This is a genomic window from Streptomyces sp. NPDC048639 (assembly GCF_043199075.1).
Classification (GTDB): domain Bacteria; phylum Actinomycetota; class Actinomycetes; order Streptomycetales; family Streptomycetaceae; genus Streptomyces.
In genome coordinates this window covers 236,500-250,120 of sequence record NZ_JBICVP010000011.1, presented here as the reverse complement: position 1 = coordinate 250,120, position 13,621 = coordinate 236,500, and the positions used below count along the sequence as shown (strand labels likewise).

Here is a 13,621-nt window from a genome sequence, read left to right as displayed (position 1 = left end):
AAGGAGTTCCGGGGCGTGCCGAACCGGCGGCGGCCAGGGAGGCGTACGGGCCGGGCAGGGCCCCCGGTCCGGGCCCCGTCAGGACTTCTCGTACGGGGACCGGACCGGGAAGTACGCCGCGAGGAAGGCCCGGAGCACCCGGTCCTGTTCCTGCGCGGGGACCTCCGCCTCCGCGGAGTCGCCGATGCAGAAGACCGCGTGGCTGCGCCCCGCCAGCAGGCGGCTCAGCACCGCGTGGTGGTCGTAGCGGCCCGCGTTCACGAACGCGCAGGAGAGCGTCGAAGGGACGGAGCGGCCGGTGAGGTAGCCGTAGTGGTGGTGGAGCGAGGACGTCACCGACAGATCGGTGAGCGCCCGGAAGCGGCTGCCCGCCGTACGGGCGACGGCTTCCGGATACCGTTCGGCGATCTCCTCCAGCACGCTGCGCCGCAGCGGATGCGGCGCGTGCAGGAAGCCGTGGGTGGCGACGCGTCCGAAGGTCCCCCTCAGCAGTTCGCGGTTGTTCTTGCCCGCCGCGATGTAGCCCTCGTCGTCCGGGGTGACGGCCGTCGGGGGGACCGCGGTCGGCGAGCGGAAGAAGCGTGCGGCCCCGTTGCTCTGGAAGAAGGTGTCGGGCCGCAGCGGCTGCCCGAGGAACACATCGTCGTTGAGGTACAGGAAGTGCTCGGCCAGGCCGTCGATCCGGTGCAACTGGCTTTCGATGGCATGGGAGTTGAACGTCGGCAGCGCGCCGGGGTCGGCGAAGATCTCCCGGTGGTCCACCACCCGCAGGCCCGGTACGGCAGGGTCCAGCCAGTCCGGCACCTGGCCGTCGGTGACGAGGAAGACGTTGCGCACCCAGGGCGCGTACATCGCCAGGGAGCGCAGGGAGTAGCGCAGTTCGTCGCGGTTGCGGAAGCGGACGTCGCCGCTGTCGGCGTCCCCGCCGCCGCCCGCGGACTCCGTCCACGCGGCCCGCTTCTCGCGCCAGCGCGGGTCGCTGTCGTCCACCCAGGTGTAGACGACGTCGATGGGGAAGTCGACGTCCCACATGAGGAGTTCGGTGAACGCCGAGGACGCCGGGTGCTCGCGGTCGCCGACGCGGTGCGTCGCGTCCGGGCGCAGCGAGGGCAGGCGCGTCCCGCGCAGCGTGGTGCCGCGCGGGGCGCGGCGCCAGCCCGTTGCCCAGGCGTCGCCGTGGTCGCCGTCGTCCTCCGCCCAGAACTCGACGGTGCAGCCGTACGCGGGCCCGTACCTCAGGGTTCTGCTCTGGGACGTCACCGGCTTGAAGACGCGCAGGCCCGTCACCTCGCCCGCCTCGCGCAGCCGTTCCGCCAGCAGGGCGCCGGGTGCCGCGCCGCGCGGGCCGATCGGCTCCGCGTACACGGGCATCCCCTGGAGGGCGGAGGCCAGGGCCTCGCATGCCTGCTTCCGGTGCTCGACGGGGACGGCGACCCGGTGTCCGGTCCGGGAGTCGCGCAGCAGGAGGTACGGAACCCCGGCGGCCTCCAGTGCCCCGGCGGCGATGTCCAGGTTGAGGTCGGCCATGGCGCTCGCGGTGAGGTCGTCCCGCACCTCTGCCAGCCTTCCGGCCGAGCGCACCAGCCGTCCCGTACGGTCCTGGGCCTGGATCAGTACCTCCCGCGCCTTCTGCTCGTCGCCGGAGGCGGCCAGGGTGGTCGCGGGCGCGGCGACGGCGAAGCTGCGGGTGCCGCCGGCGGCGATGCGCAGCGCGGTGCGGTCCGCGCGTGCGGCGAGCCGCCCGGGGGAGTCGCGGCGGGCGGCCAAGCGCTCGAACAGCTCCTCCCACAGGGCGGTGACGCGCGCGGCGGAGAAGCGCTCCTGCACGCCCTCCCGGGCGGCCCGGCCGTAGGCGTTCCGTGTCGCGTCGTCGCCCATCAGCTTGTCCATGGCCACCGCGAGGGAGTCGATGTCGCCGGGCGGCACGAGCAGGCCGTCGGTCCCGTGCCGGACGATCTCGGCGGGTCCCGTCACGATGTCGTACGCCACCACGGGCACACCCGCCGCGAAGACTTCGAGCAGGACGAGCGGGAACGCCTCGTTGCGCGAGGGCAGCAGGCACAGGCTCGCCGTGGCCCACTCCTGCTCCATCTCCGGGGAGCGGCCGAGGAGTTCGACCCGGTCGTGCAGGCCGAACCCCTCGACGAGGCGGCGCAGCGCCACCTCCTGCGGGCCGTCGCCGAAGATCCGCATACGCCAGCCGGGGTGATCGTCCGCGATCCGTGCGAACGCGGTGACGGCGTGGTCGAGTTGCTTCTCCGGTGTCATACGGGCGGCCAGGACGATGGTCCGGCTGCCGAGGTCGGAGCGCGGCCGGAAGCCGTCGGGCACGGCGTTGGGGATGACGGCCAGCTCGGGGGCGGACGCGCCGAGGGAGTCCGCGAACCAGTCGTGGGTCCGCTCGGTCAGCGAGACCAGGGCGTCGATGCGCGGCGCGTACACCAGCAGCGGCTCGCCGCTCACGCCGCGGAGCTGGGACGCCCGGTGCTCCTGGTGGACGGTGATGGTGCGGGCGGGGGTCAGCTCGGCCGCGGCGGCCAGCAGCGCGGGTGTGGTGGTGACCAGGACGTCGGAGTCCAACGCGCCGAGAGCGGCGGTGAGTTCGATGTCGGAGAGCCGGTCGAAGGTGGACTCCCAGGACGGCCGGATCAGCTCGCTGGGGAGCGAGGCGAGGGTGCGGCAGGCGTCCTCGCCGAGCGCGGTGGGGCGCACCGGCCGCTCGTAGGGTCCGGTCCGGTCGACCAGATAGCGGCGAGGAACGGACCGGGCGGCGGTGAAGAACGGCTCGGTCCGGGTCCTGAAGACGCTCAGCACCTCGACCTCATGGCGCGGCGCGAGGTGGGCGGCCTGGGTATAGGCGGCCATCTCGGTGCCGCCCATCTCGTCGCCCCAGGTGAGCAGATACGTGATCTTCATGAGTCCTCGTCGGGTCTTCCGGTCGGGGCGTGCACGGGTCCGGTCATGGCCTCCGCCGGTCCGGCCGGGGTGTGCGCGGGACCGGCCGGGTCGCCGGTGGGCCCGGCCGGTGTGTGCGCGGTGATCGCGGCGCAGGTCACCGCGAGTGCACCGGCCGCCGTGACATGGGCGTGCACGCGCAGGAGGGCGCCGTCCTCCAGGGCGATGACGCGGTACGGGGTGCGGAACACCCGCCGGGGGTGACGTACGTCGGTGAGGCGCCGGGCGATCTTGAGCCGGGTGCGGCCGGAGCGGAGCTGCACGTCCCAGGTGCGCTGGACCCGCTCGCCCGCGGCCATCGCGGCCAGCGGCAGGTCGAAGGCGAACCCGTCGCCGTCCCACATCAGGGCGGCCGGGACGGTCCTGCCCGGCGCGCCCGCGCCGCGCCGTACGGCTTCCGCGGTGTACGAGGTGTGCGCGGCCTGCTGCGCGCGGTTGCCGACCAGCCGGCCGCGGACCGTCACCCGGTCCCAGCGCAGGCCGAGGGCGGTGAGTTCGGCCTGGCGGCGCGGGGGCGTGACCTTGAGCATGGCGTGGCCGTCGACCGACCGTACGGGCCGGAACAGGGTGCCGCACTCCGGGCTGGGAGCCCCGGGCAGCGTGGGCCCGTCGGCGCGGCGCGGCGCCGGCGCGGCGAGACCGGCCCGCAATTCGCGGCCGGCGCCGTCGGTCACCACGACCGCGATCCGCCACACCCCCTCGCTCAGGACCGGGCCGGTCGTACGAGGCTGCGGCGCGGCCGGCCCGGTCTCCGGCGGCTGGAACGCACGCCGCTCGGCCGTACACGGCCGAGGCGGGCACGACCCCGTGCCGTACGGCGAGGACAGCGCCGCCGTGGCGGTCAGCAGCACGCAGCGATCCTCGCCCGGCGCCCCCGTCGCGTACGGCTCCGGCTCCAGCGGCACGGTCTCGCGGTGACCCCCGTGCCGCAGTTCGAGCCGGGCGGCGGCGATGCCGGAGGCGGGTCGGGGGAAGGGGACGGCGGCGTTGAGGGTGCGGCCGCCGAGCACGGAGAGGTGGACGGGGCGCAGCAGCGGCCGGCGCCGGCCGGTTCCGCCGAGCGCCGGAACCGTGTTCATGCGTTCCGCGCGACGGCGCACCCGCACCGCCGTGGTCCGCGCCTTCCGCGCGGCGCCGACGGCGTGGGTCAGCAGGGTGCCGGTCATCGGGACGCACCTCCGGACGCGCTCAAAACTGCGTTTGTCCTCTCATGGGGTGATTCAGGTCACCAGGGCGTTGAACAACAGATGTCGCCATTCCCCCGTCTGTCCGTTAGACGACCACCTCGCCAGAGGGGTTGCACGACAGATCGCAACGAGTCGCAACGAGTCGCAATCAGCCGGGTCAATCACGAACTGCCGCCTCAATCCGCACAACTCGGCCCCGGGGTCGTGAGTCCAACGAGGTGTCGGCGGTTCACCGGCGGAGGGGGAGTCAGGTGCAGGGACAGAGCGTCGCCGAACCCCGTCCGGGGGCGGCGGATCCGCGCGGCCGCGCCACCGCGACCGGCCTGCCGGTCAACCCGGAGGCGTCGGCACTGGTGTCGGCGTACCGCAGGGCGATCCCGGTCGGCGTCCGCCGCGCGATCGCCGGGCGCTCCTCACCCGAGCTGCGGCGCACCGTCAAACGGCACATCGGCGCCCTCACCTCGGGCCGCCCCGTCCACCGGCTGCGCGCCGCGCATCTGGCCGGCCGCCACCAGGAGCTGCTCGCCGCCGCCGGGTGCACGGTCGCCCTGGTGGACGGCCAGCCCCGGATCGCCCTCGTCGAACGGGATCTGTCGCCGGAGCGCGCCCGTACGGCCAACCTCGTCGTCGTCACCGGCGCGCTGGAAGCGGCGGGTGTCCCGTACTTCTGCGTACGGGGCAGGGCGCGCGGTGCGACCGTGGTGGCCGTCGCCCGGGACGACCGCGACCGCGCGCTGACCGCGCTCGCCGGGCTGTGCCGCACCCTGCCCGGCTATGTGAGTCCGCTCGCGCACGGCAACCGCGACCCCCGGCACGCCGTCCCGGGCTACGCGCCGGGCGTCTGGCGCCGGTTCGCGGCGGCGGAGGCGCTGCGCCTGACCTGGTACCGCACCGATCCGCGGCAGCGGCTGGTGCTCGGCAGCCGACACGGCTGCGACGTGGAGTTCTGGGCTCGCGAGGACGGGCGGCTCACCGCGCCGCGCCGCAACGCCGTCACCGAGTCCGTGCCCGTGGACGGCGTCCCGGTGCGGGTCCCAGCGGCGCTGTTCACCACGCCGTACGGGCCGACCGGCGCCCCCGTTCCCGGCGCCCCCGAACCCGGCGCCCCCGTGCCCGGCGCCCCAACGCCCGGCACCTTCGAGCCTCGCACCCCGGCCCCCGGCGCCCCCGAACCCGGCGCCCCCGAACCCGGTACCCCCGAACCCCGCGCGGCTCTCGCTGCCGGCGCGCCACTCGCGGGCCTGCTGACCGTACGCACCCGCGAGGAGTTCACCCACCCCCTGCCCGGCGACATCGCCTTCCCCGTCGACGCCGTCTACACCTGGGTCGACGGCGCCGATCCCGCCTGGCTGGGCCGCCGTGCCCGGTTCACCGACCGCGCCTATCACGACGAGGCCGCCAACGCCGCCCGCTACGCCAACCGCGACGAACTCCGCTACTCCCTGCGCGCGCTGGAGACGTACGCCCCCTGGGTGCGCCGCGTCTATCTCGTCACCGACGACCAGACCCCCGCCTGGCTCGACACCGCGCACCCGCGCGTCACGGTCGTCAGCCACCGCGAGATGTTCCGCGATCCGGAGGTGCTGCCGACGTTCAACTCGCACGCCATCGAGAGCCAGCTCCACCGCATCGAGGGCCTGTCCGAGCACTTCCTCTACTTCAACGACGACGTCTTCCTCGGCCAGGAGGCCGTGCCGGACGACTTCTTCCTGGCCAACGGGCTGACGAAGTTCTTCCCCTCGCCCGCGCTCGTACCGCTCGGTCCGCCGTCCGAGACGGATGTGCCCGTCTCGGTCGCGGGCAAGAACAACCGGGCGCTGATCGAGGCCCGCTTCGGCACCACCCCGGTGCAGAAGATGAAGCATGTGCCGCACGCGCTGCGGCGCAGCGTGCTGGCGGAGATCGAGGAGGAGTTCGGCGAGCAGCACCGGGCCACGGCCGCCCACCGCTTCCGCAGCCGCGCGGACATCGCCATCCCGTCCTCGCTGCACCACTACTACGCGTTCCACACCGGGCGGGCGCTGCCCAGCGATCTCGACTACGCCTATATCGACCTCTCCCGGCCGAATGCCGCGGCCCGGCTCGACCGGCTGCTCGCCGACCGCGACCGGGCGGTCTTCTGCCTCAACGACACCCAGTCGGACGAGGCCGACATCACGGGGCAGGTGGCGCTGCTGCACCCCTTCCTCGACGCATACTTCCCGCTGCCCGCCCCGTACGAGCTGCCGGGCTGACGGGGACCGGTCCGCCGCCGTCCCCGGTCACCCCCGGGGCCCGGTCCTCATCGCCGTCCCCGCACGGCCTCCCACCAAGCGAGATGTCTAGTTTGCCGCGTTATGATCGGCTTTGGTTTCGGCCGATCGGAGGGGCGGATGGGCGCCACGGACACCACAGGTACGCAACGCACGGACACCCCGGCGCCCGAACCCGATGTGTCGGTGATCGTGATCGCCTACAACGACGCCGCACGGCTCCCCACCGCCGTGCGCTCCGCCCTCGCCCAGACGCTGCGCTCCACGGAGATCGTGATCGTGGACGACTGCAGCACCGACGGCACGTACGAGGTCGCGCGGGGGCTGGCCGCGGACCATCCCGACCGGGTCCGGGCGTTCCGGCTGGAGCGGAACAGCGGCGGCTGCGGGGCGCCGCGCAACCGGGGCATGCAGGAGGCCCGCGGCCGCTATCTGATGTTTCTCGACAGCGACGACGAGCTGGAGGGGAACGCCTGCCGCAACATGCTGGAGGCCGCCGAGGAGACCGGCGCCGACCTCGTCTCCGGCCTCTGCCTCCGCGTCCATGTCGACAGCCGCCACCACAAGACGGTCGAGTGGTACCCCTGGCTCTACTCCGCCACCCGCACGCTGGACTCGGTCGCCGAACTCCCCGATCTGTTCGTCTACGACACCCTCTCGACCAACAAGTGCTACCGCCGGGACTTCCTGCTCCAGCAGAACCTGATCTTCCCCGTCGGCATCCACTACGAGGACCTGCTCTTCTCCGCGAGCGCCTACCTCGCCGCCGGCCGCATCGCCCTCATCCCCAACCACGTCTACTACTGGAACGTCGCCGAGCCGACCGCTTCCGACGGTGCGCGGTCCATCAGCAACCGCCGCCACGAGATCGCCAACTTCGCGCAGCGCATGGAGATCCACCGCCGTATCGACGAACTGCTGGAGCGGCGGCGGCTGCCCGAGCTGAAGTTCCACAAGGATGTGAAGTTCCTCAAGCACGACCTCGTCCTCCACCTGCGCGACCTGCCCCTGCTGGACGAGGAGTACCGGCGCCGCTTCGCCGAGCTGGTGGGCGGCTATCTGGAGTCCATCGGGCCCGAGGCGTACGCCGAGGCCCAGCCCATCCAGGCCATCTGCGCGTATCTGCTGGCCCGCGAGGACTGGGACAACCTCCTGCCGGCCGCCGACACCCTGACCAACCGCGACAAGATCTCCTCACCGCTCGCCGAGCGCGACGGCCGCATCTACTGGTGCGCCGAGCACCTCGACGACCCCGAGGGCCGCCGCGTCCTGGACGTCACCGACCTCGGCTACCACACCGCCGAGCTGGGCACCTTCTTCCTGCGCAACCGCCTCACCGACTACGCGGACGACGGCCGCGGCACCATCCGCCTCTCCGGCGCGGTCGTCAATCCGCTCGGCCGCATCCGCCCGGACGTACCGGTCCGCGGGCAGCTGGAGTTCCGGGCCCGCCGCCGCAGCCTGCAGACCTTCCGCTTCCCCCTGCTCGCGCTGCGGCACGCGGGGGAGCACCTGGAGTGGACCGCCGAGGCCGACCTCGGGCGGCAGCTGCGACCGCTGGGCGTCATCGACGCGGTGTGGGACGTACGGCTGCTGCTGGACGTCGGCGGGGAGCGGCTGCGCACCCGGCTCAGCGCGGACGGCCTGGCTCTCGAACGCGCCCGCCCCCTGCACGTACGGCCGCGGTTGACCCGGCTGGTCGCCGACCGCCTCGAACCGCGGATCTCCCGGCGCGGCCATCTCTCCTTCGTCCTGGCCGCGCGGGGGCGTGCGGCCGAGCGCACACGCCGGGCCGTCGACGCGGCCGTGCACAGCCGGGCCGGTGACCTCGCCAAGTCCGGCTTCCGCACAGCCCGTCAGGCCAAGCGCAGGCTGGACTCGGGCGACACGAAGATCCGCGCGTACCACGCGGTGCTGTGCAGACTCCCCATCCGCAAGGGCCTGGTCGTCTTCGAGAGCCACCTCGGCAAGCAGTTCAGCGACAACCCGCGAGCGATCTACGAGGAGATGCGGCGGCAGGACGTCGTCTTCGAACCCGTCTGGTCCTACGCGGGCCGCAAGCCGCAGGGCTTCCCCGACAGCGCCGTGCTCGTACGCCGCTGGAGCTGGCCCTATCTGCGGGCCCTCGCGCAGGCCGAGTTCTGGATCGACAACCAGGGCTTCCCGCTGAAGCTCACCAAGCGCCCCGGCACCACATACATCCAGACCTGGCACGGCTCGGCGCTCAAGCGGATGGGCTTCGACGAGCCGGGCAAGAAGCTGCTCAGCCGGACGGAGCAGGAGGACTACCAGCGCGTCCTGGACCGCTTCGACCACTTCCTGGTCCGCTCCGAGCACGATGTCCGCACCCTGGCCCGTGCCCTGCGGCTGCGGGAGGACGTGCTGCTGCGGACCGGCTACCCGCGCAACGACGCGCTCGTCGCCGTCCGGCGGCGGACGGAGGGGACCGGGACGCGCGAGCGCGGGCCGCTGGCCGCCGAACTCGGTATCCCCGACGACCGGCAGGTCCTGCTGTACGCGCCGACCTTCCGCAGTTCCGCTTCCGGCCGGGTCCGCCGCTTCGAACTCCCCTTTGACGTCGAGGAGTTCGCGCACCGCTTCGGCGACCGCTTCGTCCTGCTGATCCGCTCCCACTACCTCAACCACGTGGTGCTGCCGCCGTCGGTGCGCGGCACCGTCCTCGACGTCAGCGGCCGGCACGACGTCACCCCGCTGCTCGCCCTCACCGACGCCCTGATCACGGACTACTCCTCGGTGATGTTCGACTACGCGCTCCTGGACCGGCCGATGATCTTCTACGCGTACGACTGGGAGGAGTACGCGGGAGAGGCCCGCGGCACCTACTTCGACCTCCGCGAGAAGGCGCCAGGACCGGTGGTGGAGAGCGAGGACGCGCTCTTCGCCGCGGTCGCCGAACTCAAGCGCGCGGACACCGAGTACGCCGACGCCCGCCGCCGCTTCGCCGAGGAGTTCGGCGAGTACGACCGGGGCGACGCTGCCCGCAGCGTCGTGCAGACCTTCTTCACCATCGGGGGTGGCGCGTGAGGGGCCGCGACATCTTCTTCGTCTCCAACAGCGTCGACGAGCTGGGGGGCGTGACGAGCTGGTCCCACCAGATGGCCCGGCTGTTCACCGAGCGCGGCCACCGCGTGCACGTCGTCGGCATCACCGCCCCGGACGTCCCGCAGGACCTCGGCGACGGCCTCCCCTACCCGACGACCACGCTCTACGACGTCAAGCCGCAGAAGCTGCGCCCGGTGAGCGGGGTGTGGGGGATGCTCGACCCTGTGGCGCTGTACCGCCGCCGCGCCCGCGCGGCCGGTATGCGCGGCCAGGCGGCGAAGCTGAGCGCGATGTTCCGCGCGGCCCGGCCCGGCGCGGTCGTCATCGTCACCCAGGTGTGGGCCATGGAGTGGGTGGTCCTCGCCGACACCGCGGGAGCCACCGTCATCGGCATGAGCCACGAGAGCTACGAGTACTCCCGCCGGACCTCCCGCTACCAGCGGGTGCTGCAGTACTACCCCGCGGCCGACCGCATGCTCGTCCTCACCCGCGAGGACGCCGACCTGTGGATCCGCCGGGGCCTGGACAACACCGGCTACATGCCGAACCCGTTGCCCTTCATGCCCGGTGAGCCCTCGCCGCGCACCGAGAAGACCGTCGCCAGCATGGGCCGGCTCACGGACCAGAAGGGCATCGACATGCTGCTCGACGCCTGGGCCGAGACCGCCCCCCGCCACCCCGGCTGGACCCTGCGGATCTACGGGGCGGGGGAGGACGAGGAGGCGCTGCGCCGGCAGTGCACCGATCTGGGCCTGGACGGTTCGGTGGCGTGGATGGGGCGGACCAACGACGTACCGGGCGCGCTGCGCCGCAGCTCGCTGTTCGTCCAGTCCTCGCGCGGGGAGGGATTTCCGCTCGCGTTGATGGAGGCGATGGCGACGGCCGTTCCCTGCGTGGCGTTCGACTGCGCCCCCGGGGTACGCGACATCATCCGGGACGGCGAGGACGGCCTGCTGGCGCCGCCCGGCAACACCAGTGAACTGGCCCGGCGCCTGGGCCTGTTGATGGCCGACCAGCCGCTGCGCGACCGGATGGGGGAGGCGGCGCGGGTGAACGTCCGGCGCTATGTGCCCGCGGAGATCGTCCGGCGCTGGGAGGAGCTCTTCGCCTTCCTGGAGCGCTGACTTGGCGGGCCGACCCGGCGGACCGCCGGGTCGGGTGACGGGCCCGGCGGTGATGGCTCCCGCGGTGACGGTGCCCGGCGGGTGACGGCCCGGCCGGTCGTGCGTCCGGCCGGGGCGCCCGTACGGGATCAGGCCCGGCGGGCCTCCGGGTGGTTGAGGCACCAGCCCTCCCACGCCGAAGCGATCATGGAACGGACGTCGTGGTGCGCCTTCCAGCCCAGCTCGGAGGCGATCCGGGCCGCGGAGGCAACCACCCGCGCCGGGTCGCCCGCCCGGCGCCCGACGACCTCGGGCACCGGCTCGCGGTAGCCGGTGACCTCCGCGATGAGATCGGTCATCTCGCGCACCGAAACGCCTTCCCCGCGGCCGATGTTGACGGTCAGGTCGCCCGTCCGGCCCGGCTCGGCGAGCCTCCGGGCCGCGCTCAGGTGGGCGTCGGCCAGGTCCTCGACGTGGATGTAGTCGCGGATGCAGGTGCCGTCGGGGGTCGCGTAGTCGCCGCCGAAGATCAGCGGCGGCTCACCGGCCGTCAGCCGCTCGAATACCATCGGGACGATGTTGAACACCCCGGTGTCGGCCAGCTCCGGGGCGGCCGCGCCCGCGACGTTGAAGTAGCGCAGGCACGCGGTGGTGATGCCATGGGCCCGGCCGGTGGCCCGGACCAGCCACTCCCCGGCCAGCTTGGTCTCCCCGTACGGGTTGATCGGCAGGCACGGGGTCTCCTCGGTGACCAGGTCCACATCCGGCATGCCGTAGACCGCTGCCGAGGAGGAGAAGACGAAGCGGGGCACGCCCTGCGCCACTACGGACGCGAGCAGCGTCTCCAGGCCGTGGATGTTCTCGCGGTAGTAGCGCAGCGGCTGCTCGACCGACTCGCCCACCTGCTTCTTCGCGGCCAGGTGCACCACGCACGTCACCCCGTGCTCGGCGATCGTACGGTCCAGCAGCTCGCGGTCCAGGACCGAGCCGACGACCAGCGGCACGCCCTCGGGCAGCCGTGCCGCGTCGCCCGACGAGAGGTTGTCGACCACGACGGCCCGCTCGCCCGCCTGTGTCATGGCGCGTACGACATGGGCTCCGATGTAACCGGCGCCGCCTGTGATCAAGAAGGACATGCCTCTCCCCAGTTCTCCGCATCGAGCCGTCTCACCGGACCCGGGCCGGGCCGGCGCCCGGTCACCGGCCGCCGTGCGCCCGGCGGACGCCCAGCCGCCGCCGGCCGCGCACCGCCAGCCGTCGCAGCCTACGTCGCACGAGGGCGGTCGCCGCGCCCGGCCCCGCGGCGATCCGCACCGCAAGTGATCCGCCCGAGGTGGCGTACGGCTGGACCAGCACCAGGCCGCGCCGGCCGCTCGGTACGGCCGCGCGCCGCAGACCGGGGCCGGTGGCGCGCGCCGCGGTGTAGAGCGAGGAGCCGTCGGCGCAGCGCAGCCGGACCCGTACGTCCCAGACGTCCGGCTCCGGGCGGCCCTCCCGGCGCCGGCCGGACGCCGCCACGGCCCCCGGGTCCAGCAGGATGTCGGCCGTCCACACGCCGTCCTCCGCGTTGAGGGCCGCGTCGCGCGCCACGCCGAGGCGGCCGTCGTCGCGGTGGCGCAGCTCCACGTCCACGGCCGACGGACCTGCGGCCGCCAGGCGCCCGTACAGCTCGTGCACGCGCACGGTCAGGCGCAGCCGGGCCGGCCGGCCCGGCCGGGGGTCGCGTTCGAGGCGGGGCTCGGCGTCCACCGTGACCGGCAGGCGGTGCATGGGCTTGGTGTCGAGGCCGTCGAGGACCACACCGGGCAGGCCGGCGTCCCAGACCGGGCGCCCGCCGGCGCGCACGTACGGCGGCAGCAGCCGGGCCGGCCGGTTCGCCAGCCCGGCGATCCGCTCCAGGTCGCGGGGGCCGTCCGCGGCCGCGACGACGCGGGCGATCCAGCGGGCGGGGGCGCGGGCGGCCCGCAGCACCGCCTCGTCGGCATCCGCCAGATGCTCCCGGGTCAGCCGCCACCACGCGGCGCGGTAGTCCGGGTCGCGGGTGGCCAGTTCACGGGCGTATATGCGCAGATCGTCGTCGAGGAACTTCACCTGGGCGGCGTGCGTCAGCTCCTTCTGCCCGGCCTCCTCGAAGATCTCGACGGTGCGGCGCTGCGCCTCCAGACGGCTGCGCCAGTTCCCGATGTCGCCGCGGGCGAGGGAGATCGACGGCCGGTCCGAGCGGCGGACGTGCCAGATGTAGACGGTGTCGGGAACGACGGCGATACGGGGGGAGGCGGCGAGCACGCGGGCGGTGAAGACGAAGTCCTCGTAGCGGAAGGCCCCGTCGGGAAAGGCGATGCCGTGCTCCTCCAGAAAGGTCCGGGAGTAGAGCTTGTTGACGCACACGGTGTCGTGGACGAGGCGGGGCAGTTCCGCCGGGGAACCGTGTGCGGCCTCCACCGTGAACAGCGCCCGCTGCCACGGCACATCGCGCCCGCCGGGCAGTTCGCGCCGCACGCACCGGCCCGCGACGACCTGCGCGTCATGGCGTACGGCCGCGCGGTACAGGGCCTCGACGGCGCCCGCCTCGAGGACGTCGTCGCTGTCCAGGAACATCACGTACGGCGCGGTCGCGAGGCGCAGCCCGTCGTTGCGCGGGGTGCCGCAGCCGCCGCTGTTGGTCTCGCGGCGCACCACGCGGAGCCGGGCGTAGCGGGCGGCCAGGCCGCGCAGCACCTCGGGCGTGGCATCGGTGGAGGCGTCGTCCACGGCGATGACTTCGGCGACCGCCGTGCCCTGGCGCAGGGCGGAGTGCACGGCGCCCGCGAGGTGCGCGGCGTCGTTGTAGCCGATCACGATCACGCTGACCTGCGCCGCGGGCGACGGGGGAGGAGTCCTGGGTGCCATAGGTGACATCAGTCTATTTCTCCCCGCGAACCGTTCATAACTCATCAATACCGGGCTTTCCGTCTGAGCCGCATAAAAGCCCACGCGTACCCGCCGCGAACCTCCTGCGGCGGCACCCTGAATGCCCGCCGTCGGTGCCCGGACACCCGCCGGGGAGTCGCCAGCCCTCCCC

At 73.4% G+C, this 13,621-nt stretch carries 7 protein-coding genes; 3 read left to right on the top strand and 4 right to left on the bottom strand.

Annotation, left to right across the window (positions count from 1 at the left end; all coding sequences use genetic code 11):
- Positions 1-78 precede the first annotated feature (78 nt).
- Both ACGFNH_RS28210 and ACGFNH_RS28205 read right to left on the bottom strand, forming a co-directional pair.
- A complete protein-coding gene (locus tag ACGFNH_RS28210) occupies positions 79-2,916 on the bottom strand; it encodes a stealth conserved region 3 domain-containing protein (protein ID WP_393658401.1) in 2,838 nt (945 codons plus the stop codon).
- The gene (locus ACGFNH_RS28205; RefSeq protein WP_393658399.1) at positions 2,913-4,121 is read right to left on the bottom strand and encodes a hypothetical protein; all 1,209 of its coding nucleotides are present in this window, start codon (positions 4,119-4,121) and stop codon (positions 2,913-2,915) included. Before ACGFNH_RS28205 ends, ACGFNH_RS28210 begins: the two co-directional genes overlap by 4 nt.
- A gap of 272 nt (positions 4,122-4,393) precedes the next feature.
- On the opposite strand from ACGFNH_RS28205, the gene ACGFNH_RS28200 reads away from it, so the two are divergent.
- The 3 genes from ACGFNH_RS28200 to ACGFNH_RS28190 all read left to right on the top strand — a co-directional run bounded on the left by ACGFNH_RS28200 (position 4,394) and on the right by ACGFNH_RS28190 (position 10,581).
- Positions 4,394-6,376, top strand: a complete 1,983-nt coding sequence (locus ACGFNH_RS28200; RefSeq protein ID WP_393658397.1) for a stealth conserved region 3 domain-containing protein — start codon at positions 4,394-4,396, stop codon at positions 6,374-6,376.
- Positions 6,377-6,514: 138 nt separating this feature from the next.
- The gene (locus ACGFNH_RS28195) at positions 6,515-9,439 is read left to right on the top strand and encodes a CDP-glycerol glycerophosphotransferase family protein (protein ID WP_393658395.1); all 2,925 of its coding nucleotides are present in this window, start codon (positions 6,515-6,517) and stop codon (positions 9,437-9,439) included.
- Positions 9,436-10,581: a glycosyltransferase gene (locus ACGFNH_RS28190; RefSeq protein ID WP_393658393.1), complete on the top strand. Its 1,146-nt coding sequence runs from the start codon at positions 9,436-9,438 to the stop codon at positions 10,579-10,581. The genes ACGFNH_RS28195 and ACGFNH_RS28190 overlap by 4 nt, the downstream gene beginning before the upstream one ends.
- A 128-nt stretch (positions 10,582-10,709) precedes the next feature.
- Here the strand turns inward: ACGFNH_RS28190 and galE are convergent, their stop codons facing one another.
- Positions 10,710-11,696: a UDP-glucose 4-epimerase GalE gene (galE, locus tag ACGFNH_RS28185; RefSeq protein ID WP_393658391.1), complete on the bottom strand. Its 987-nt coding sequence runs from the start codon at positions 11,694-11,696 to the stop codon at positions 10,710-10,712.
- 61 nt (positions 11,697-11,757) lie between these two features.
- The gene (locus ACGFNH_RS28180; protein WP_393658389.1) at positions 11,758-13,449 is read right to left on the bottom strand and encodes a glycosyltransferase family 2 protein; all 1,692 of its coding nucleotides are present in this window, start codon (positions 13,447-13,449) and stop codon (positions 11,758-11,760) included.
- Positions 13,450-13,621 lie beyond the last annotated feature (172 nt).